This window comes from Lactobacillus sp. VURO6/B1 (VP7), from assembly GCF_058139575.1.
Genome location: NZ_JBVOWJ010000001.1, coordinates 58,753 through 79,658 on the forward strand (window position 1 = coordinate 58,753; position 20,906 = coordinate 79,658).

Genomic DNA, 20,906 nt, shown 5'->3' on the forward strand with positions numbered 1-20,906 from the left:
ACAGTTTTCCTTTCTTCTATGCCTTTAAAATTCCTAAATAAGCCATTAAAATGCCGAATACAAAAATTCCGACCAGTATAGTAATTGTTGATACCTTTTTCTTTAATAGCCAATAGATAAACAGCACACACGCAAGAGGCAACATATTCGGTAAAATACCGTTAATCATGGCGTTCCATGTTTGGGCATCATTTCCTTGACCCAGTTTACCTGCAACGGTGATTGTCACCATACTTGCCGACATGCCACCAATAACCATTAAGCCAAGAATTGATGCGCCATATGCAAATTTTTCAAGCAAACCAGAAGACTCGGCACTCTTTAGCATCGATGCTCCCAAATCATACCCTTTGACTAAACCAATCCAACGTACTAGTAGCGCGGGGACGTTGTAGACTAACAAAAATAGTATTGGACCTAGTATACTGCCTTTTAATGCAAAAGAAGTCCCTAAGCCAGTGGCTAAAATTCTTAAAGTGCCCCAAAAGAATGAATCTCCGATTCCTGAAAGAGGTCCCATCAAAGCAGCTTTTACATTATTTATTGATTCTGGATCAAAATTATCAGGATTTTTGGCATTTTCTTCTTCCATTGCTGTAGTAATTCCCATTACTAACGTAGAAAGTGGTGGTGAGCAATTGAAAAAAGCCATGTGCCTTTGAAGAGCCTCACTTCGTTGCTTTTTTTCTGGATATAACTTGTCTAGAACCTTATTCATAGCGTAGCTATAGCCCATATTTTGTTGTCTTTCAAAATTCCAAGAAGCTTCTAATGTGAGAGAACGCCAAAATATTCCTTTTAAATCTTTTCTAGTAATAGCTTTTGTAGCAGAATTAGAACTCATTATCATCATCCCCTCCTTGATTATTATTTAACTTATTAGCATCAATTTTATTTTCGAGATGCAATACGATGTACATTAGGCAGAACGCAAAGATAGAAATTCCCAAAATTGGTATTTTTAAATAACTGTACAGTGCAAATCCAAGTACAAAGTAAATTGCCACATTTTTCTTTAAAATCATTTCCAACAATAAGGCAAAACCTAATGCTGGCATTATTCCAGCTGCAACGTTTATACCATTTTGAACAAAATCAGGGATCATATTTAGCAATTTTGTCATTACCGGGCCACCTAAGTAAAAAGCAAGCCCGACAAAAATCGCTCTCGGTATACATTTGACTGTGATAAAACCATACATGTTCATTCTGCTCAGATGTCTACTATCACCTTGTTCAGCATATTTATCACCCTTCTTCAAGAATATAGGTAAAATTACAATCGTTAATAAATTGTCAATAATCAAATACAGTGCAGCAACCGGAAAGGCTAAAGTAATAGCAAAACCAGCTCCCTTGCCTGTTGATATTGCAAAGGCTGTGCCCAAAACTCCTCCAGCAGGAACATCTGGCGGCCTAGAAGCACCAATAGTAATTGCACCCATAAATGCCAGTTCAATAGTTGCACCCATTATGATTCCAGTCTTTAAATCGCCCAGAACTAATCCGGTTAGTGCTCCGGTAACAAGTGGTCTAGACAAGTTACTAGTTCCAGTTAACCAGTCGGCTGGAGCAAGAGCTGTAATTAAGGCTAGCAAAATTGATTGAGTCAATGTATTCATTTTTAAACCTCCTTCTTAGTATTTATAATCGTTTAATCAAATCTATTTTTTTATCTGTTGGTACCATTTGGGCAAATATTTCTATGTTTTTTTGTGCTAATTTTTTGAGATCAGATATATCTTTATCATTTAAAAACACGGAAGAAGTTATTTGGACAGAACCAACTGTTTTACTAGTCCCACCAACATTAAGTTCCTTTATTTGTGGGCAACCTTTTAACAACTGGTAAGCATCAGTAACCGTTTTTAGAACGATGAAAAGGCGATATTTATCAGTAACACCTGAATTTATTTGCTTAACAGAATCAGCAATAGTTTTAACTACTACCTTTACACCCTGCGGTGCCGCCAATTTTAATGCGGTCATTTGCATGTCATTATTAGCAGCTGCATCGTTTGCAACTAAAATACAGTTAGCTCCAACAGCAGAAACCCAGGAAAAAGCAACTTGCCCATGAACAAGCCTATGGTCTACCCTCGTTCCAATAATCATTGTCTCTACTTCCTTTTTTAAAATTCATCTTGTTTAATATCCAAATTAAGTTCATTACAAAATTTAACGCTATCTTTTGCGCTTTTGATTGATCTTTTTATAATTTTATTGATATTATCCTGAGACTTTTGTTCTATTTTTAAAACTAATTCAATAATTAAAGGCAAAGATAAACCAGCAATTAAATAGAGATTGCCCTCTTTATTCAGAAACTTCATCCAATTATTATTAACGCTGCCACCAAAGATATCGGTACATACGATAATAGTTTGCCCACGATTTTGATTTAAGTAATCTACAATCTTCTTTTCAATATCATCATTGCCATCTACATACGCATTGATGTAATCGAGAAATTTTACATCACCAACTATCATCTTGGCCGACTGAACAACGCCTTGTGCCATTGTCCCATGACTCATGCATAAAATTTTCATTTTTACCATCGGCTCCTCACTAGATCTTTATTAATTGACTAACTAAAAACTGAGGTTTTAATCAAATTAATAAGGGATTCTCTTGTAATACCTACGAACAGTCAGAGGATGCTTTCTTTGATCTGAAAGATATGCACTTACTCTTTCCAAAATTGTAGCTAATACGATTGGAGAGATAATCTTTCTCGTTTCATTTGAAATATCCATCTGATAGTCTTTCGTATCAATCACAGTAATGGTATCTGTAACTTCAGGTAAGAAATGACGAACACGATCTACAATTGGTCTTGAAAAATCTTCTCCTTCAAAGACAATGACACTAACTCCCTTTTCAACTAATTCTAATGTTCCATGGAAAAAGTCTGCAGCTTGTACGGGTCTGGTTTTTATCCACTGCATTTCTTCTAAAATACACATACCGTAATAATATGCTTCAGTAAATGAGTCACCTGCACCAGTAATAATGTGATATGGGGTATCTTGAAATTTCTGAGCAAATTCTTTTGCCATAGGTTCTGCCTGTTGTTTTACTTTTAATAGTTCTTCGGGCAATTTAGCAAAATCTTGGAAATAAGAATCATATTTTTCAGTTGTTATTTCACCCTTTTTTAACATAACGCGCAGAACTATCATCAAGCCCTGTAAATAATAACTTTCAGAACTTGTATCATCTAAAACGTCATTATAAACAGTGTAGGTTGCCTCTTTTTCAAGTGGTGTGTTTGGACTGCCAACAAGTGCCAAAGTTTTAACATGTTTCTTATTACAAAAATCGACTAGTTCTAATGTTTCTTTAGTCGTTCCCGATAATGAGGGAATAACAACTAATGATTTGCTTGAAAAAGTTTTATTTGGAGATGCAATGAATTCAGCTGCTAAGACCCGCTGAAATGGGAAAGCACTTCTAGTCCTTGCAAATTCGATGGTAGAGTCAAATAAAATTCCTACACCACCTGAACCGATGAAGAAGATATTATCAATTTCAGGTAGCAATTCATCAATAACACTATTGATATTATCCTTCTGGTTCACTGCCCCTGTTTGAGTCTTCAAAAATCTGTTTTTATCAAAGTTAAACATTTTATTCCTCCTAAAAATTACCTTTGGTTAACTTTTACGAGTAAAGATTAGCATTTATATTACAATGTGTCAATATTTTGTTGACATTATTATTTACCAAAGGTAATATATAATGCGTAAGCGATTACAAATTGAAGGGAGTAAAACATGATTTCACTATTCAGAATTGATGACCGTCTTATCCACGGACAAGTTGCAATGGCTTGGTCTAAGGCAGCTAATGCTGACATAATCATAGCAGTAGACAAGACAGCAGCTAATGATCAATTACAAAAAATGGCTTTACTTTTAGCCAAACCATCGGGGGTCGAAGCTAAAATAATTGATCCTAAAGATTTTAGTAAAACATACCAAGGGGTAAAAGAAAGTAAAGTTATGGTAGTAGTTGGCAACCCAATTGATGCCAGCAAAATAGTCAAAGAATTAAAGGGAAAAGAAAATTTTGATATTAACTTAGGTAATCTAAAAAGTGGTGATAATAAAGAAAAAATTTCCGGATCTATTTATGTAACTCCAGAAGAAAAGTCAGCATTAGAAGAGATAAAAAAAGATGGCTTTAAGATTTACATTCAAGGCACACCAACTTCTAAAAAAGATTTTTATTAATTTAATTCTAAATTAAGTTGAAAGGGATAAATTTAAATGATACTAAAAAATTTACTTATAGCTCTTGTTGCTTATATTTCGCAACTTGATGAAAGATATCTCGGGGCATCAATGATGAATCGCCCTATCATTATTGGGCCTGTGGTAGGTCTTATATTAGGCGATTTACAAAAAGGCATTATCATTGGTGCAGCTTTAGAGGCAATGTTTATTGGTATAGTTACAATTGGTGCAGCTTTACCTCCGGATGTTGGAGTAGCCAGCGCAATCGCAACGGCCTTAGCAATCCAAAGTGGTGCCAGTACTAATGTTGCAGTAACGCTAGCAATGCCGTTTGCCATAGTTGCTCAAGGACTTAACATGCTCGCATTCACACTTAACTCTTACACTATCAAAAAAGGTAGAGACGCAATTAAAAGACATAATTTTAAGAGTATGCAAAGATGGCATTTTTTCCCATTAATTCTCAGAATGCCTTCTGGAATCTTGACTTTCTTAGTACTTCAACTGGGAACAAAAGCTGCTCAATCTTTGATAGCTTTATTACCAACAAAGATAATGACTTCTTTTTCAGTCGCGGCTGGTCTGCTTCCAGCAGTAGGATTTGCAATGTTAATACAAATGATGATGGATAAAAAAGTTGCTCCATACTTCTTTATTGGCTTCATTCTTAGTTCATATTTAAAGATGCCGGTAATTGGGGTCTCAGTACTTGCTTTACTCATTGCACTTTTAATAACTCAAAAAAATAAAGCAGCAAAGAATAATCAACACTAAATAGAGGTGATTTTTATGGCTAAAAAGAAATTAACAGTTAAGGATTTAAATCGGGTATTCTGGCGCTCTTTTGCTTTGCAAGGATCAGAATCTTATACAGACATGCAGGGAATGGGCTATACTTTTTCAATTTTGCCAGCTCTTAAAAAAATTTATGCCGGTAATGATGATAAGCTCTATGAATCTGCATTACGAAATACAGCTCTTTTTAATACGACGCCACACATAGCTACATTTATTATGGGAATGTCATTAGCCTTGGAAGAAGAAAACTCCGTTGACCCAGATTTTAACGTTGAGGCAATTTCCTCCTTAAAAGCGGCACTGATGGGCCCTGTAGCAGGGATCGGAGATACCTTATATTGGGGAACATTTAGAGTAATTGCTGCAGGAATTGGCCTTTCTCTTGCTACTCAAGGTAACATTTTAGGACCGATTCTCTACTTTTTAATTTATACTACTTTACATTTTATTGGTCGCTATGGTGGCATAAGGTTAGGTTATAGCATGGGTGCCAAGGCAATGGAAAAAGCTTACGAAGGAAATTATCTTGAAAAATTTACGTTAGCCGCTTCTATTGTTGGTTTAATGTCCATTGGTTCCATGACCTCTTCATTAGTCAACTTTAAGATTTCTGCAATATTTAAAACTGCTGGTGGCACAATTAATGTTCAGAGCATTCTTAATGATATCTTTCCTGGACTACTGCCTCTTGGCTTGACCTTTTTAATGTATTACCTGTTAAAGAAAAAGGTTAAGGTAATCTGGTTAATCTTAGGAATTTTCGTTCTGGCTATTGCAGGAGTTTATCTAAATATCCTAAAGTAAAGAATTGTTATTAATAAAAAATGTGCAAAACGCATTATTTGCTGTTTTACACATTTTTTCTTTGTTCAACCGAAAATCACTAAATAAATCTTATATATGATAGAATTAATATTTACTATATTAGTTTACCTTTGAAAAAGAGTATTAAAATAGGATAGAGTTAGTTATCTTGCTATGACCTATTATTGAAGTATACACTTAAATATATAAGAAATTTTGCTAAAATTAAATAAAATTAGTTAGTTTTTTAAACTAGCAGTTTTGTCAATAGCTATGCTTGCTATATAATTCTACAAGTTACAAAACTGGAACCAGGTTCCAAAATTTATGCTCACATTGGGTGTGGTTATTAATGATATATAAACAAATTAAAGAAAAGATTTTCAATCAATACATTAAAGTGGCAGACAAAACCGGTTTAATTCCTTCTGAAAGAAGTTTATCAGAAAAATACGAAGTAAGCCGACCAACAATCAGAAAAGCCTTAACTTCATTAGAACAAGATGGTCTGATAACTAAAGACTATGGTCGAGGCTATATAATTAATCAGGCTGTAACTGGCCAAGATAAATATGTAGATCATGAGCTAAGCACATTTATTGGCTTTTTTGAAGATGCAGAGCATCAACAAAAGCCAACTTCTTCGAAAGTTTTACAGCAATCAGTGGAATATGCTGATGAAAATATCGCTAAAAAGCTAAATCTTGAAAAAGGCGATCCTATTTTTGTTCTGTCAAGAATACGTTATATAAAAGAAACACCAATGTGTGTTGCTAGGTCCTATATTCCTCTAAAATTTGATGGCAACTTAATAAATCAGGATTTTAGTAAAAAATCTTTATTTACAGCTTTAAAAGACAATGGACTTAAATTAAATAAGGCCAAGCGCACAATTGAAGTAGTTAGAGAGGAATCGCCCGACTACCTTTATTTAAAGATAGATAAAAGTGAACCAATCTTAAAATTTACCAGCATAGGCTATACCAAAAAAGGTATTCCATTTGAATACGAAGAGTCAAGATATCCTGCGTACAAAGTAAAATTTGAAAGTACTGTATGCTAAAGTTGATTGTCTCAAAAAGCAAAAAATGTTCTTAAGCACAATATGCTAAGAACATTTTTATTAGTTTATTCTCTTAATAATCTTTTTGCCAAAGCAAAATCACCAACAGTGGCAGAACCATTATTACTAATTTCCGGCATAGTGATGTATTGCTCCAATGGTGGTACGTGCACATAATCGTTCAGTAATGTCGCAAAATCACGACGGACTTTATTCAGGAATTTTTCACTGGTTACACCTCCACCGAAAACAATTTTGTCTGGGCGCAAAATTAAGGTAACTTGTAAGGCAGCCTGTGCTACATAGTAGCTCATAATATCCCAAACAGGATCGGAAAGTGGCACATCTTTACCAGATTTGTTAAGACGTGCTTCAAAGGTTGGACCTGAAACTAAGCCTTCCAGGCAATCTTTATGAAAAGGACAAATTCCTGCAAAATCCAAGTCATCTGGATGGCGTTTAACTTTTACGTGACCCATTTCAGGGTGGCCTAAAGAGCCTACCAACTTACCATTAATAATAGCTCCGCCACCTACTCCAGTGCCGATTGTATAGTAAACAAGAGAGTCAACATCTTCATTAGATAGCTGCGACATTACATATTCACCAAAAGCAGAACCATTAACATCAGTAGTAAAGAAAACTGGGACTTTAATTGTTTTAGTCAAAAAACCGACAAAGTCAGTATTACTCCAACCCTTTTTTGGAGTATCAGTAATGAAACCATAATTAGGTGCCGTTTTCCGTATTTCAATTGGTCCAAAAGATGCAATTCCGATTGCATCAACGTCAAACCGCTTAAAGTAATCCACAGTTTTCTGCATAGTTTCTTCAGGCGTTGTAGTCGGAAAAGTTGTTTGATCCTTTACTTGATAGTTCTCATTACCGACCGCACATACAAATTTTGTACCGCCGGCTTCAATTGATCCTAGTAACATTTATATCTCCTTAATTATTTTTTTATTTAGATATTATTTATTATAACCCTCAATCTAGATCCGAAAAAATTTTCTTAAATAAAAGCCTGCCAAATAATATCTTAACTATTTAGCAGGCAAAAACCGAATATTATTACAGCTTCTGGCAGACTTCAAATATTTCTTTATTTGGTCCGTAGAAGTTAAAATACTTAATACCATTTTCCCAGTATGGCAAACTTTGAATTCCATTTTCAACAAACTGTACATTTAATTTTTGAACTTCGGTAAATGCACGATTTATATCGTTGGTATCAAGCGCAATATGATTAATTGCTCCTACTTTTCCTGGAGCTTCTTGAGGAGATTCCCAACTCTCAAGCATTAATGATCCTAACTGGTAAAATCCCACTCGGCTACCTTGATTATTTTCAGTATTAACCAACTTAAAGCCTAAGCTTTGATAAAAATCTCTACTTTCATCAAATTTTTTTGTTGGAATACCTACATGTTGCAAGCCATTAAAAATCATTTTGTTACCTCAAACTATCTGACAGTATCTTGCCATTCAGTGTAATACTTAATATTAGAAACAGCAATTTTGCCTTCATTTACAAAAAAGCTGAATTCTTTTCCTGTTTTATGATACATTCTAGCACTTAGAGCAATATTGTTAATATAGATTATGATGATACTAGCATCAACAATCAACTTAATATCATATGTTTTGCCTTTTTCAAGTGCAATTGGACGCTCTAGACCAACATCAAAATATTGTGGCCACGGATAATTAGGAGTCCTGGAAAATTTAAGTGCATGTTCAGGTTTAGAAACTTTATATTGATAGCCCTCTCTGGTTTCATCGTTAACAAAAGCCTTTATGCCAAATTCTTTAGTATCATCTGTTACTTCGAGCTGTGCTTCAACTAAGAATTGTTCCGGAACTTCATTAATTACAGTATGCTCTTTTTTACCGTTGGCTTCTCCAATTTCAAAAGACGGAATTGTTTCAACTTTTGCAAAATTGTCAATTATTGTTTGCGGCAAGGTTACACCCAGTGTCTTATCTTTTCTTTGAACAATCTGATGAGGAACAAAAGCGCCACCCCAATCCCAATTGCCGAGATCATCATTGTTCTCTTTTGTTGCTACCCAGCCACTCAAATATCGACCTGCTTTTTCATTACCAACTGATCTGGCAGCATAATATGCCTTGCCATCAAAAAACTCATCATTTAATGAGTGCCAGTTGCCAAATAAATCATTACTAATTCTATATTTTGTCCGCTTGTCCTCTGAGTACTCTGAAAATAAAAGATACCAATTTTCTCCTATTTCAAACAAATCTGGCATTTCTATCATATTAAACTCATTAGGTGTCCAAAAATCTCCTTTAAAAGCCCAGTTTTTCATATCTGGAGATTCAAAGTATACTAATCTTCCCGTTGGTTTCTTTTTATCACTTGGAAGTCTTGCACCTAAAACTAAAATGTATGAGTGCCTTTTCTTAGAGTAAACTACAACTGGATCACGCCAATCATTATGATCATAACCCTTTTGTGGTACTAAACTGCTGGCCTGGCCAATTTTATTCCAATGAATTAAATCTTTACTAGTAGCAGACATTAAAATTTCTGAAGTTTTTTTAGCTAACTTTGCCTGACGGTTATGCCCTGTATAAAAAGCTATTTTGTCATCTTTTCCTTTTGTGACACTACCAGCATATATAAATTGATCTGCAGCATCATGAGGACCTTTAGGTAAAACCTCACCATAATCCTTAAAATTCACAAAATCTTTAGTAGTTACGAGTGACCAGCCAAATGGATCAGTTAAAGGTTCAGGGTTGCGTGTGTCTCTTTGGTGGAACAAGTAAAAAGTTTGATCTTCTTCATTAAAGAATGGCATACAATCGCCAAACCAACGATCTTCTGGTTTATAAAATATTTTTTGCATATCTAATAATTTTCCTCTATTCGTCTTCAGCCTTTTTAGCATTTTTCATATTAAACCTGATTAAGGCAGACATGGCAGTTATTTTTCCAATAACTTCGTTTATGCTTTTTCCCTGCATCCGCATATTTAATGTTTCCACCAGTACTGGCAGGTTCACCCCACCAAATAATGCAAATTGATTGTGCCAATTTATACTTCTTTTGGCTAATTCATTAAAAGGGGTTCCCCCTGCAATGTCACAAAATATGATTGTGGGTTCATTTAAGCAGGTTACAATAACTTGATCTATTTTTTGGGAAAAAATGTTTATCCCCTGATCACCTAGATTGATGGCTTTTAAATGATCTATTTTGCCAAAAAAGGATTTTAATACTTTTTCAAACTCGGTAGCAAGATTACCATGTGTAGCAATGATAACGTTAAACATTAAATTCAAATCCTTTTTAAATATAATCTTTTAAATAAACGGTAGGACTCTGTGGTGTAGGTATTACAGTGACTTCAACTCCGCGGCCTATTAACTTTTTAAATGCCTCTTTTTCTTCTGGAGTTACATTAACCGAAGGACGTATACGTTCTGTTCCATCTCTTTGTGCCAAATTACCAACATTTACAGACTTAATTGGCAAACCATTATCAATTAAATAGTTGACATCCATTGGGGACACACAAATCAGTAAAACACGTTGTCCCTTGTATTTTCCACTTTTGATATTAGTTAAAGCCTTCTGTCTGCCTAAAATTGACGTACTAACGTTAGCAGGTGCAGCAAGTCGCACAACTGTTTTACGCATATCGTCATTTACAATACTATCGTTAATTACCATGATTCTTGTGGCATTCAAGCGACCACTCCACTGAGTAGCCACTTGTCCATGAATCATCCGATCATCAATTCTTACGTGAATAATTCCTTCCATGCTTTCTGTCATCTTGTTTACCTCTATGCTAAAACATGCATAGCATTCAACGCTATAGAAACAACCAATACAATTAGAATTACGTAAAGAGGTTTTACCTTTTTACCAAGCAGGTAATATATCAGAGCAACAACAGCTGCAGGTAACAATCCAGGCATAATCTGATCTAGTATGCTGTTTCCAGTCATTGTCAGTTTTCCCTGCTTAAAAGTAAATGCCAAATTGACCTTAACCATAGTTGCAGCCAAAGCACCCACAACCATCAGTCCCAACACAGATGCGGCGTTAGTCAGGGCTTTTAAAGTGGTATTTAATGAGGAAAGCATCTTGGTTCCAGATCTATACCCTACGTTAAATAGTGGATAAGCTGTTAGTCGTAAAAGAATTGAAGCAACGATCCACATAATACAACCAAAAGGATTACCGTGTAACGCCATGTTGGCAGCAATGGCTCCAAAAATTGTCCAAGGAATAGTGACAAACAAACTGTCTCCTATACCAGCCAAAGGTCCCATTAATCCAGTCTTTAAAGCACTAACCGCCTCAAGAGATTCAGTCTTACCTTTTTCTTCCATACCTACGTCAACACCCATAATAAATGGTGCTGTATATGGAGTAGTATTAAAGAATTGCAGCTGGGTTTTAATAGCAGTCTTCTTACCCTCTGAATCATCTTGATAATTTTCTTCAATAAAAGGCAACATAGCATATGTGTACCCTAAACCTTCATATTTTTCATAGTTTAATGAAGTTGCGCCAAATATAATCCAACGATTCATTACTTTTCTATAAATATTTTTCATTTTACTCATCTTCGTTAGCTCCCCCATTTACAGTTTCCTCAGTTGTGTTTTGCTTTTTTGATTGATTTTTATATAGGATTAAGGCGATAGCAAAACCAATTAAGGAAATACCGATAATCGGCATCTTTAAATAAATTGCTAAAACAAAGCCAATAATCAAATATGAGAAGTAATCTCTAGTTGGTAAATATTGCAATAGCATTCCAATACCAACTGCTGGTAGTATTCCTGCAGCGGTCTTAAGACCACCTGAAAGCCAAGCAGGAATATAGTTAATGAAGCTGCCAACAATTTTAGGTCCTAAAATTACTGTTAAAAGAACGGGAATACCGGAAACAAAACTGGTAAACAATGTAGCAAGATACTGCATCCAGTTAATCATGTGGTAATTTCCCTGATCGGCATACTTTTCAGCCTTCTGTTGACAGAAAATATTTGCTGACCATTTTAAAACATCAACCTGGACAATCAGCAAAGCAATTGGAATCGCAAGTGTGATACCAATCGCAGCAGACTGCTTTGTGGCAATCGCCAAGTAAGTACCAATTAAGGCTGCCGTCTGATAGTCAGGGACAGAGGCGCCACCGAAACTTGTAATTCCAAGTGTCATTAACTGCAAGGTACCACCGATATAGAGTCCTGTTTCTACATTACCCATAATCAAACCTGCAATTAAACCAGCAACAACTGGTTGAGAAATTCCAAGCTTAGGCCCCTCCTTATCAAAGTTAATTATAAAACCGTATATTACGATTAAAATATTACGTAATAGCATTTTTCTCTCCTTCTTGAAAAATAGTAAACAATTAAACTTACTTCACTTCAAAAGTTACATAGCAATAACTATGCCAAGATTGCAAGAAAAAAAGAACTACTTAATAATGCAGTTGTCACTTGGTTTTATTGTCTGTTAAAAATTATTTGATCAACATAAATTAACTCTGACCTGGGAATTTTCACACTATAATTGTCCTTTATCACACCGAATGCGGAATTTATTTTTTCAAGATCCTGACCATGCTCCTTTGCAAATTGTTCTTCAAACTCCGGATTTAAATTATTTTCTTCCTTTCTGATTAAGCGTTCAATCAAATAGCTAACATGAACATATAAAGTAAACTTCTTTTGGTTTGATAGTGAAAAGGAAAATTTCCTTTCCAGTTCTTGGATAAAAATAGTAATATTTTCTATTACCTTTGATGGATCCAAGATAGTAACCATGTTGATTGTTTGTTCTAAGGAAAAGTTTTTGACTAAATTATTTGAAATACCGCTAATTTCATCATTTGAAAATGAACCCGCAAGCCATTCCTTAAATTTTTCAGTTCCCTTATCAGATAGTATTTTTTCCAAGAGAATGAAATCAATTCCTTCAATTTGGGGATCTTCAGTGCCTATAATTCCCACAACATCATACATTCTTTTAATTACCTGAACTTTATGAGTGTCTTGCAAAGCTTGAAAATCATAAGGAATAATTTTGATTTTCTTAGTCGGTGGCAAGCATCGTTCTAGCAATCGAGCTACGTGAGTTGCAGTTCCTATTCCTGAATAACAAGTTGTTAAAATGGCCTTAACTTTATTTCTTTCTGGGTAGGTTAATTTAATATCCAGTTGACTTATTTTTCTGGCATTTTCACTTATTTCTCTAAAACTGCGCTTTTTTAAAACACTCTCTCCTACTTCCAATGCCAGTGGAGTAGAAACATTGTTCATAAGTAAAATTGGAGCGTTTATTTGACGGGGAAAGAGTTTTTCTATTTCTTTTAAGGATCCCATATCTACTAAAATAATTAATCCATGGGAAATGTCATTGTTCTCACTGTAGTCAATTATTTGGTTAGCTATTTGTTGCGTGCTAACGTTAATTGGCATATCAAATGCATCTAGAGTGTGTGTATTAAGTAATCTGTTAACAACATTCACAATGCTTCCCGCTGTAGCATAACCGTGTGCAATGACAATTGCTTTAATTAAACCTGTTTTAGTAATTATTTCTAATTTGTTCAAATAGATAGTTAGTAAAACGTAGTCAATTTCGTTTAGGTCAATGTCAAGATTATCCTTAATCAGAGTTATCAAGCGATTAACATATTGATAAACGTCAGAATATCTCTGTTGCACATCCTTATTAAGATCACTCAAATCCTGCATGTTTTTTAATTCTGTATTATCTAAACGAATTTTTTGTCTTTCAAATAGATAATAGCTAACCGCATAAATGGCATTGCCACTAATTTTCAATTGATAAGCATTTTTTAATTGGTCGAAGAGTCTTTTAACACTTTCGATTACATAAGATAAAAAGGGTATTTGTTTACTATTATCTTTTTCAAAAAGCAATGTATCGAATAGCTGATAAACAACCTGTTTCAGTTTTGATTCACATTGATGTAAATCATGATTACTTTGCACATAAGTCGATAATATTCTTTTTAAACTTTTTAGAAAAACTTGTTTTTCAGGTGTATTACGTGCTATTAGATCTTCCAATTCAGTGTCATCATTAATTACAATTGAATTGCTTTGTGAATGATAGGTATCAATTTTACTGTTACTCAAAACCTCATCAGGTAAAAATGAAGCGGTAATTGATATTTCTTTTTCATTTTTATTTTCTGCATTGGCTCTTGCAATCGTCAGCTTAATTGCATTCTTTAAATCACCAATATTTCCAGTGGGTTCATAATTAGCAAGCATTTTCAAAACCTGACTACTTACATTTAGCGTTTTTCCAATTTTTTTCTGTTCATTTTTAAGCAAAGTAAAAACTAGATTTTGTCGTTCCTCCCTGCTTCTTTGTCTTAGAGGTGGCAAAGTAATTTTGACCGGAATTCGGCGCATAAAAGTAGTCAAAAAATTAGTATCCAGGTCTGCCGTGGTAGCAAAGCATAATCTGACATTCACTTTTTTGCCTTTTTGCGTTTCACCAACCGGATATACAATTCCCTGGTCAAGATACGTAAATAGCTTTTCTTGTCCCTTTGAACCCAGCCTATGAACCTCATCTAAAAACAAAACTCCACCATCAGCTTCTACAAAAGCTCCATCATGATCAAAATCAGCACCGGTAAAAGCCCCTTTTTTATAACCAAATAAATTACTGGTTAATAATTCTGGGTTATCTGCATACTGAGCGCAATTAACAGTAATAAAAGGGGCATTTGGCTTAATGAGCTTTTGTGTACGACAAAATTGATTGATTAAACTAACTAAATAACTTTTGCCTGTTCCACTTTCCCCAGTTATAAGCAAAGGCAACCCGCCATTTGGATATAAAACAGCTGCTCGCACTCTTTCAACACTTTCTTTCAGACTGGGATTTATTTGTGTTAGTCTTTTTAAAACATCTTTATTATTATTTTCTTGCTCTATTTTCGCTACAGATTGATAAATATTGTTTTTGAGACGAAAATTATTCCTTTCAAATTCTGCCTTATGAATAAAATGCACAGGTCGAGTTTCAATTTTTACCAATTTATGTTCTTTTGTTAGTTGATTTAAGTACAAACTAACCGTATTACGCTTTGCATTCAAAGCCTTGGCAACACCACCAGCTGTTAAATCTGCATTTAATTCTTGCAAATCTATTGTTTTGGTTTTAGCATCCAAATAACGTAAAATTTTATCTTTTAGCATGTTGACCTCTATATTTAAACAATTTGTTAAACCGCAAACACCTTCAAACGTCATTGTAAACTATATTTTTCAACTATTCAGAGCTTTTTTACCTCAGAAAACTGTGAATTGTCGCTAATACGAAATCTTTTGTTTGCTTTAACTGATTTTGAATGATCAAAGGCTAAAAAATAATTTTTTCTGAATTTTTTAGTGTGAAGAAACTTGAACTAGTGTGAGAACACAAAAAAGACTTGAGCAGTCAAACTCCAAGTCTTTTATTTTAATTGATTTATTAAAATTTTATTTTTCAGGCACATCCTGAATTTTTACATCCGCACCAAGTAGGCTGAGTTTTTCCTGCACACGGTCATAGCCTCTTAAAATATTGCCAGCATTGTTGATAACAGTTGTACCATCGGCCATTAAACCGGCTATCATTAAACAGGCTCCTGCACGAATTTCACCAGCAGAAACCGTAGTACCATGAAGTTTAGCAGTAGGATGAACCAAAATAATATTGTCTTCAACCTTAATATCCGCACCCATTTTGCGTAATTGCTCAATATGACCAATTCTTTTAGGGTAGATTTGGTCAATGATGACACCTTCACCGGACTTAGCAGAAAGCAAAAGTGGTGTTACCGGTTGTTGCAAATCCGTCGCAAATCCAGGATAAGAAGAGGTGCGAATCTGCGTCATCTTCAAGTCACCAGCAGGATAGACAAATAAAGAATCTTCAGTAGCATCTATCACTAGACCCATTTCTTCAACTTTGGCTAAATATGAGTCCAAGTGTTCCTCAATAATGTTATGAATGCGAATACCATTTCCAATACAGCCAGCTAACGAAATATAAGTGCCGGCTTCAATCCGGTCAGGGATAATTGTATGAGGTGTCTTGGCTTCTAAATGCTCAACGCCTTCAATCCTAATTGAATCGGTTCCAGCACCCCTGATAACAGCACCCATATTATTCAAAAACGTAGCCAGATCAATTATTTCAGGTTCTTTAGCAGCATTATCAATAATAGTTTGTCCCTTAGCAGTAACAGATGCCATAATTATGTTCATTGTGGCACCCACCGAGGGCATTGCCAGATGGATTGTAGCACCATGCAGGCCATCTGCAGGTGAAGTAATTTTTATTTGATCATTCTCATTTTTTACACATGCGCCTAAGGCTTCAAATCCCTTAATATGTTGATCGATGGGGCGGGGACCAATATCATCTCCACCAGGGAAGCCCACAACAGCCTTACCAAAACGACCAAGAAGAGCACCCATAAAATAATAAGATGCACGCAAACTCTTGATTTTACCACTTGGCAATGGGCTCATCTTAATGTGTTCTGGATTAATGCACAATGTCGTGTTGTGAAAATCACTTGCGACATTCATTTCACTTAACAGATCCATTAAGTTGTCAACATCTGCAATCCTTGGAACGCCTTCCAAAGTTACTGGTGTACGCGACAAAATTGATGCTGGAATCAATGCAACAGTCGAGTTTTTGGCACCACCAATCCAGACATCACCCTGCAGGGGCTTTCCACCATGAATTATCATTTGCTTCATTGGCGAAAAAATCCTTTTCTATTTCGTTTAGTCATAATAATGTTATAGGAATTTAACAGAAAAAACAAGAGAAGACCTTCGCCTTCCCCAGCCCAAAAATCTGGTTTTTGTATTATCCAAATATGCCAATTAAAGCTTTTCTTCAGGAAGATCACAGGCAGCACCAATGAATGCTTTGTATAGACCTTCTGGTCTTTGAGGTCGACTCAAAAATTCCGGGTGATATTGGGCAGCGATAAAGAATTTATTTTTAGTCAATTCAATAATTTCAACTAGATGATTATCTGGTGAAACTCCGGCAAAAGTCATACCCGCTTTTTCGAAGTCTTCACGATATTCATTATTAAATTCATAACGGTGACGGTGACGCTCTTGAATAACATCTTGATTGTCATAAGCTGCAGCAGTTTTTGTCCCTTTCTTCAAAGTTGCAGGATAAAGACCCAAACGCAAAGTTCCGCCGATATTTTCTTCATCACGTTTATCAGCCATAATGTCAATAACGTTATGCTTAGTCTTAGGATCTGCTTCAGTAGTGTTAGCATCCTTGTAACCCAATACATCACGAGCAAACTCGACTGTTGCCATCTGCATCCCCAGGCAAACTCCTAAAAACGGAATATCATTTTCACGGGCATATTTAATTGCGGTAATCATTCCTTCAAAGCCGCGGGAGCCAAAGCCACCGGGAACGATTAAACCATCAGAATCTTTCATAAAATCGGCAATATTATCTTCAGTCACGTCTTCTGCCTGCACCTTATTAATTTTGACATCAGTATTGTAGGCGTAACCAGCATGCTTTAACGCGTCTGTAACTGAAATATAGGCATCTTCAAGTTCAACATATTTGCCAACAAGAGTAATCGTGGTAGTGTGCTGCAAGTTTTTAACTCTTTCATCAAGCCTTTGCCATTCAGCCATATCAGCTTCATCCTTAGGGCTCTTGAGATGTAGGAAGTCACACACTTTTTGGTCCATCCCTTGTTTTTGGAAAGCTAACGGCAAGTCAAAAAGCGATGGCGCATTAATTGATTCAATAATACGGTCAACTGGCACATCAGTAAAATTGGAAATTTTATCCTTATGCTCCTGATCAATTGGCATTTCTGCCCGTAAAACCAACATATTGGGTTGAATACCAATGCTGCGCAGTTCAGCGACTGAATGTTGCGTCGGCTTAGTTTTCATTTCTTGTGCCGCATGTAAATAAGGTACTAACGTACAATGAATATACATGACATTTTCTTCGCCTACCTCACGGCGCATCTGTCTGATAGCTTCCATAAAAGGAGTTGATTCGATATCACCAACAGTGCCGCCAATTTCTGAAATAACAACGTCTGAATCTGTCGTAAGACCTGCACGCATAATTTTTTGCTTAATCATATCCGTGATATGGGGAATGACCTGAACAGTGGCACCGTGATAGTCCCCGCGCCGCTCTTTTTCCAGCACTTCTTTATAAATTTTACCGGTAGTGACATTCGAATATTTGCTGGTACGTACGTCAACAATTCTTTCATAGTGTCCTAAATCAAGGTCCGCCTCAGTGCCATCATCAGTGACAAACACTTCCCCGTGTTGATAAGGATTCATTGTTCCGGGGTCAATGTTAATGTAGGGATCAAATTTTTGCATTGTCACCTTTAAACCGCGGTTTTTTAATAATCGACCTAAGCTAGAGGCAGTAATTCCTTTACCAAGTGAAGAAACGACACCGCCAGTAACGAAGATATATTTTGTCATTAGCCCAAACTCCTTTGCAAAAAATAAGAATAATCAAAAAATAAAAAAGCTCCCTCACGGGAGCTTAAACGCACATAACGTGCCCAAATAAAATACTAGCTATTTTATGAGATAAAGTCAAGAAAATTATTCATCATCGTCGTCTTCATCATCATTTAATTCAGATAGCTGACCTTCAATGCCATCTGGCAAGTCTTCATCATCGTCATCATCGGTATTGACATATTCATCGTCATCGTCAAAATCATCCGGTTCGTCATCAGCAGTGGCATCCAAGTCTTCGTCTTCCGGATCATCATTATCATAGTCAATGATATCATCGCTACCTGTAGCACTTGCTAAAAAGGCATTAACTTTCTTATGGTGCGTCCGAGTATCTTCTTCATCCTCGTCTTCAGGGTGATTAACCTCTTCATCTACAGATTCATAAGGAAACCATGAACGAAGAGCCCACACATTTTCACCCATAGAAATGAATTCACCATCGGTATTCATGTCAGTGTAGAATTGGGGCAAACGTTCCCTTATTTCTTCATCGCTGACGCCTAAGTACTTTTGCACTGCATTAACAATATCTGCAAAAGCCATTCTCTTATTGTTATCTTCTAAAATTGCGCGAGCAACTTCAATCATTGATAATTCATTGCGATTTTTATTTTTAAAGTCGTTTAATCCCACAATGTATTCCTCTCTCTTAAACAGTCTTTCTTATTTTACTAGGCGTTCAAGTAAAAATCAATGTGACGGCATAGTTACCTACTAAGTATAGACCACTATAAAGGTTATATTCAATCTGAAGTTCACTTGAACCATTATTTTTAGGGAAAAATTTAATAAATTCAGTCGTACTTTGCAGATCCATTTGATAGCCTTGAGCAACATAGCGACAGTCTTTGCGCTCACCAACAACAAAATGGAGTTGTGAGTAGTTATTTCTGTCAGTTCCCCGTCTAATAATCACATTATCTTCTTTAATTAATATTTTAACGGGAATTTTGCCATCTTCCAAATATGAAACTCTAGTATTGCCAGCAGATTCAATTAATTCGCCAGCAGCTTTTTTCTTGAAAGTTTCACTATCTTTGCCTTGGATTATTTTGCTAGTAAAATCAATTTTTACTTTAGTCATATATTTGATTCTTTGAAATAAAAAAGCCAACCTTCCAGATTAGCAAATATGTCGTAATGTCCTTCTTAATTTTAGCAAAAAATATTATAAAACAAATTATTTTTTAACGCCAATAATTACTTTAAATAGTTTTTTTAGGTCTTGCCAGCAAAATATTTATACCACCTATGATAATTAAGCTCGCACAAAGAACAATAATAAATTTTTCACCAACATGATCAAGAATTATGCCAGAAACAACTGACGAAACAGGTCCACCAATATTGGCAAAAGTTCTGATTGTGGTTAAAACCCGCCCCAAATAATTATTTGCTGTGGAAGTCTGAATGACAGGTTCTGCGAGAACATTATGAATACTGGTAACAGGACCGAAAAGAAAAAGCAATGTGCAAAGAAGTACCATGTTTTTTAAAGAAAACAACATCAAAATAAGCGGTATGGCGCTAATAGTCCAAGCCCAACCAACTGTTATAATTTTTGCTTTCATTTTGCCGGCTATTAAGGCTCCCAGTATTATTCCCGCCAGTATGCATATGTAGAAAGTGCTATAAAGTGCCGGCTGTCCTGCTTTTGCGGCTATACGCGGTAAAATTAAAATCATTGCAGGTTGTGCAAACGAATAAAGCAAGCCAGACCAAAGATAGTGCAATAAAAAGACATTTTTCTTAATGTAACTGTAGCCGCTGAAAATTTTTTGCCAATATTTAGTTAAGCCTTCAGTCTGACTTTCTTTTTCTTTAACTGCATTATGAACAGGTATTTTTCTCAGAGCTGCAATTAACAATAACAGCCCTAGTAAACTCAAGCAGGCACAAGCTAAAATAATGTCTCCGCTTGCCATAAAAGCCAGTAATGCACCAGAAAGTGCAATGCCACCAACATTTACCAGTTGATCCACGATATTAATCTTGGAAATAATACTGGTCATTTCTGTTTCATCCAGAAGAGATTCTTTTAAAATAGCGCGATCAGCAGGGTTAAAAAATTCATCACAAATTGATAGTAATCCAGCAATAATAATAGCTAAAATATAACTTTGGCTAAAATAAATAATCACAGCTGTAAGCATAAACAATAAGACTACCTGTATCACCATAGAATAGATGCTGGTTTTCTTAAAAGAGTGACTGTCAATAAAAGGACCATAAAAAATAGAAAGAGCAGCAGTTACTGTGAAAATAGCATTAGTAATGCCAACCATAGTTGAACTTTTGGTTTGAATTTGGATCCACCAAATAAAAACCATGCCATAAAGCGAGTTGCCCAAGCCACTAACTAAGCGTGACAATAAGTATGGTTTTTTCTCTAACATAATTTTTCTCGTTTCGCG

22 protein-coding genes are annotated in these 20,906 nt (G+C 35.4%); 4 read left to right on the plus strand and 18 right to left on the minus strand.

Features of this window, described 5'->3' with window-relative positions:
* Nucleotides 1-16 precede the first annotated feature (16 nt).
* From ACZ2M0_RS00280 to ACZ2M0_RS00300, 5 genes are read right to left on the minus strand one after another with little or no spacing between them, the layout of a single operon-like run.
* On the minus strand, nt 17-850 hold the full coding sequence (locus ACZ2M0_RS00280; protein ID WP_046332500.1) for a PTS system mannose/fructose/sorbose family transporter subunit IID: 834 nt from the start codon (nt 848-850) through the stop codon (nt 17-19).
* Nucleotides 834-1,622, minus strand: coding sequence for a PTS mannose/fructose/sorbose/N-acetylgalactosamine transporter subunit IIC (locus tag ACZ2M0_RS00285; protein ID WP_046332501.1), 789 nt, complete (start codon nt 1,620-1,622; stop codon nt 834-836). Before ACZ2M0_RS00285 ends, ACZ2M0_RS00280 begins: the two co-directional genes overlap by 17 nt.
* Before the next feature lie 22 nt (nt 1,623-1,644).
* On the minus strand, nt 1,645-2,115 hold the full coding sequence (locus tag ACZ2M0_RS00290) for a PTS sugar transporter subunit IIB (protein WP_338206902.1): 471 nt from the start codon (nt 2,113-2,115) through the stop codon (nt 1,645-1,647).
* Nucleotides 2,116-2,132: 17 nt separating this feature from the next.
* A complete protein-coding gene (locus tag ACZ2M0_RS00295; protein WP_338206901.1) occupies nt 2,133-2,561 on the minus strand; it encodes a PTS sugar transporter subunit IIA in 429 nt (142 codons plus the stop codon).
* A 57-nt stretch (nt 2,562-2,618) separates the two neighbouring features.
* The gene (locus ACZ2M0_RS00300; protein ID WP_490058099.1) at nt 2,619-3,632 is read right to left on the minus strand and encodes an SIS domain-containing protein; all 1,014 of its coding nucleotides are present in this window, start codon (nt 3,630-3,632) and stop codon (nt 2,619-2,621) included.
* Nucleotides 3,633-3,779: 147 nt separating this feature from the next.
* Between ACZ2M0_RS00300 and ACZ2M0_RS00305 the strand changes: the two genes are divergently transcribed.
* The 4 genes from ACZ2M0_RS00305 (at nt 3,780) to ACZ2M0_RS00320 (ending at nt 6,906) form a co-directional block, all read left to right on the plus strand.
* Nucleotides 3,780-4,238: a PTS sugar transporter subunit IIB gene (locus tag ACZ2M0_RS00305; RefSeq protein ID WP_490058100.1), complete on the plus strand. Its 459-nt coding sequence runs from the start codon at nt 3,780-3,782 to the stop codon at nt 4,236-4,238.
* Nucleotides 4,239-4,274: 36 nt separating this feature from the next.
* Nucleotides 4,275-5,015: a PTS mannose/fructose/sorbose/N-acetylgalactosamine transporter subunit IIC gene (locus ACZ2M0_RS00310; protein ID WP_490058101.1), complete on the plus strand. Its 741-nt coding sequence runs from the start codon at nt 4,275-4,277 to the stop codon at nt 5,013-5,015.
* A gap of 15 nt (nt 5,016-5,030) precedes the next feature.
* Nucleotides 5,031-5,843, plus strand: coding sequence for a PTS system mannose/fructose/sorbose family transporter subunit IID (locus ACZ2M0_RS00315; RefSeq protein ID WP_045928508.1), 813 nt, complete (start codon nt 5,031-5,033; stop codon nt 5,841-5,843).
* A gap of 352 nt (nt 5,844-6,195) precedes the next feature.
* Nucleotides 6,196-6,906: a GntR family transcriptional regulator gene (locus ACZ2M0_RS00320; RefSeq protein WP_490058102.1), complete on the plus strand. Its 711-nt coding sequence runs from the start codon at nt 6,196-6,198 to the stop codon at nt 6,904-6,906.
* Between the two features lie 65 nt (nt 6,907-6,971).
* On the opposite strand, the gene scrK is transcribed toward ACZ2M0_RS00320, so the two are convergent.
* The 13 genes from scrK to ACZ2M0_RS00385 form a co-directional block, all read right to left on the minus strand.
* Nucleotides 6,972-7,844, minus strand: coding sequence for a fructokinase ScrK (gene scrK, locus ACZ2M0_RS00325; protein ID WP_490058103.1), 873 nt, complete (start codon nt 7,842-7,844; stop codon nt 6,972-6,974).
* Between the two features lie 133 nt (nt 7,845-7,977).
* A complete protein-coding gene (locus ACZ2M0_RS00330) occupies nt 7,978-8,355 on the minus strand; it encodes a VOC family protein (RefSeq protein ID WP_490058104.1) in 378 nt (125 codons plus the stop codon).
* Between the two features lie 14 nt (nt 8,356-8,369).
* Nucleotides 8,370-9,779 carry a GH32 C-terminal domain-containing protein gene (locus ACZ2M0_RS00335; RefSeq protein ID WP_490058105.1) on the minus strand — a complete coding sequence of 470 codons (1,410 nt, stop codon included), beginning with the start codon at nt 9,777-9,779 and terminating at the stop codon, nt 8,370-8,372.
* A gap of 16 nt (nt 9,780-9,795) precedes the next feature.
* Nucleotides 9,796-10,206: a PTS sugar transporter subunit IIA gene (locus tag ACZ2M0_RS00340; RefSeq protein ID WP_490058106.1), complete on the minus strand. Its 411-nt coding sequence runs from the start codon at nt 10,204-10,206 to the stop codon at nt 9,796-9,798.
* Between the two features lie 16 nt (nt 10,207-10,222).
* The gene (locus tag ACZ2M0_RS00345; protein ID WP_490058107.1) at nt 10,223-10,711 is read right to left on the minus strand and encodes a PTS sugar transporter subunit IIB; all 489 of its coding nucleotides are present in this window, start codon (nt 10,709-10,711) and stop codon (nt 10,223-10,225) included.
* Nucleotides 10,712-10,722: 11 nt separating this feature from the next.
* Nucleotides 10,723-11,511 carry a PTS system mannose/fructose/sorbose family transporter subunit IID gene (locus tag ACZ2M0_RS00350; protein ID WP_223902064.1) on the minus strand — a complete coding sequence of 263 codons (789 nt, stop codon included), beginning with the start codon at nt 11,509-11,511 and terminating at the stop codon, nt 10,723-10,725.
* Nucleotides 11,504-12,277 (minus strand): PTS mannose/fructose/sorbose/N-acetylgalactosamine transporter subunit IIC, encoded by a 774-nt coding sequence (locus ACZ2M0_RS00355; protein WP_109586665.1) that lies wholly within the window; start codon nt 12,275-12,277, stop codon nt 11,504-11,506. Before ACZ2M0_RS00355 ends, ACZ2M0_RS00350 begins: the two co-directional genes overlap by 8 nt.
* Nucleotides 12,278-12,402: 125 nt before the next feature.
* Nucleotides 12,403-15,141 carry a sigma 54-interacting transcriptional regulator gene (locus ACZ2M0_RS00360; protein WP_490058108.1) on the minus strand — a complete coding sequence of 913 codons (2,739 nt, stop codon included), beginning with the start codon at nt 15,139-15,141 and terminating at the stop codon, nt 12,403-12,405.
* Between the two features lie 282 nt (nt 15,142-15,423).
* Entirely contained in the window at nt 15,424-16,698 is a 1,275-nt protein-coding gene (murA, locus tag ACZ2M0_RS00365; RefSeq protein ID WP_490058109.1) for a UDP-N-acetylglucosamine 1-carboxyvinyltransferase, read from the minus strand.
* A gap of 129 nt (nt 16,699-16,827) precedes the next feature.
* On the minus strand, nt 16,828-18,447 hold the full coding sequence (gene pyrG, locus ACZ2M0_RS00370) for a CTP synthase (RefSeq protein WP_223902067.1): 1,620 nt from the start codon (nt 18,445-18,447) through the stop codon (nt 16,828-16,830).
* Nucleotides 18,448-18,573: 126 nt separating this feature from the next.
* Nucleotides 18,574-19,125 carry a DNA-directed RNA polymerase subunit delta gene (gene rpoE, locus ACZ2M0_RS00375; RefSeq protein WP_338206890.1) on the minus strand — a complete coding sequence of 184 codons (552 nt, stop codon included), beginning with the start codon at nt 19,123-19,125 and terminating at the stop codon, nt 18,574-18,576.
* A 46-nt stretch (nt 19,126-19,171) separates the two neighbouring features.
* The gene (locus ACZ2M0_RS00380; RefSeq protein WP_490058111.1) at nt 19,172-19,576 is read right to left on the minus strand and encodes a YwiB family protein; all 405 of its coding nucleotides are present in this window, start codon (nt 19,574-19,576) and stop codon (nt 19,172-19,174) included.
* Between the two features lie 121 nt (nt 19,577-19,697).
* On the minus strand, nt 19,698-20,888 hold the full coding sequence (locus ACZ2M0_RS00385; protein WP_490058112.1) for an MFS transporter: 1,191 nt from the start codon (nt 20,886-20,888) through the stop codon (nt 19,698-19,700).
* Between the last annotated feature and the right edge of the window lie 18 nt (nt 20,889-20,906).

Excerpts from the sequence above, each read along its gene's own strand:
- ACZ2M0_RS00280 (WP_046332500.1), bottom strand. The coding sequence starts at position 850 with ATGATAATGAGTTCTAATTCTGCTACAAAAGCTATTACTAGAAAAGAT.
- ACZ2M0_RS00285 (WP_046332501.1), bottom strand. The coding sequence starts at position 1,622 with ATGAATACATTGACTCAATCAATTTTGCTAGCCTTAATTACAGCTCTT.
- ACZ2M0_RS00290 (WP_338206902.1), bottom strand. The coding sequence starts at position 2,115 with ATGATTATTGGAACGAGGGTAGACCATAGGCTTGTTCATGGGCAAGTT.
- ACZ2M0_RS00295 (WP_338206901.1), bottom strand. The coding sequence starts at position 2,561 with ATGGTAAAAATGAAAATTTTATGCATGAGTCATGGGACAATGGCACAA.
- ACZ2M0_RS00300 (WP_490058099.1), bottom strand. The coding sequence starts at position 3,632 with ATGTTTAACTTTGATAAAAACAGATTTTTGAAGACTCAAACAGGGGCA.
- ACZ2M0_RS00305 (WP_490058100.1), top strand. The coding sequence starts at position 3,780 with ATGATTTCACTATTCAGAATTGATGACCGTCTTATCCACGGACAAGTT.
- ACZ2M0_RS00310 (WP_490058101.1), top strand. The coding sequence starts at position 4,275 with ATGATACTAAAAAATTTACTTATAGCTCTTGTTGCTTATATTTCGCAA.
- ACZ2M0_RS00315 (WP_045928508.1), top strand. The coding sequence starts at position 5,031 with ATGGCTAAAAAGAAATTAACAGTTAAGGATTTAAATCGGGTATTCTGG.
- ACZ2M0_RS00320 (WP_490058102.1), top strand. The coding sequence starts at position 6,196 with ATGATATATAAACAAATTAAAGAAAAGATTTTCAATCAATACATTAAA.
- scrK (WP_490058103.1), bottom strand. The coding sequence starts at position 7,844 with ATGTTACTAGGATCAATTGAAGCCGGCGGTACAAAATTTGTATGTGCG.
- ACZ2M0_RS00330 (WP_490058104.1), bottom strand. The coding sequence starts at position 8,355 with ATGATTTTTAATGGCTTGCAACATGTAGGTATTCCAACAAAAAAATTT.
- ACZ2M0_RS00335 (WP_490058105.1), bottom strand. The coding sequence starts at position 9,779 with ATGCAAAAAATATTTTATAAACCAGAAGATCGTTGGTTTGGCGATTGT.
- ACZ2M0_RS00340 (WP_490058106.1), bottom strand. The coding sequence starts at position 10,206 with ATGTTTAACGTTATCATTGCTACACATGGTAATCTTGCTACCGAGTTT.
- ACZ2M0_RS00345 (WP_490058107.1), bottom strand. The coding sequence starts at position 10,711 with ATGACAGAAAGCATGGAAGGAATTATTCACGTAAGAATTGATGATCGG.
- ACZ2M0_RS00350 (WP_223902064.1), bottom strand. The coding sequence starts at position 11,511 with ATGAGTAAAATGAAAAATATTTATAGAAAAGTAATGAATCGTTGGATT.
- ACZ2M0_RS00355 (WP_109586665.1), bottom strand. The coding sequence starts at position 12,277 with ATGCTATTACGTAATATTTTAATCGTAATATACGGTTTTATAATTAAC.
- ACZ2M0_RS00360 (WP_490058108.1), bottom strand. The coding sequence starts at position 15,141 with ATGCTAAAAGATAAAATTTTACGTTATTTGGATGCTAAAACCAAAACA.
- murA (WP_490058109.1), bottom strand. The coding sequence starts at position 16,698 with ATGAAGCAAATGATAATTCATGGTGGAAAGCCCCTGCAGGGTGATGTC.
- pyrG (WP_223902067.1), bottom strand. The coding sequence starts at position 18,447 with ATGACAAAATATATCTTCGTTACTGGCGGTGTCGTTTCTTCACTTGGT.
- ACZ2M0_RS00380 (WP_490058111.1), bottom strand. The coding sequence starts at position 19,576 with ATGACTAAAGTAAAAATTGATTTTACTAGCAAAATAATCCAAGGCAAA.
- ACZ2M0_RS00385 (WP_490058112.1), bottom strand. The coding sequence starts at position 20,888 with ATGTTAGAGAAAAAACCATACTTATTGTCACGCTTAGTTAGTGGCTTG.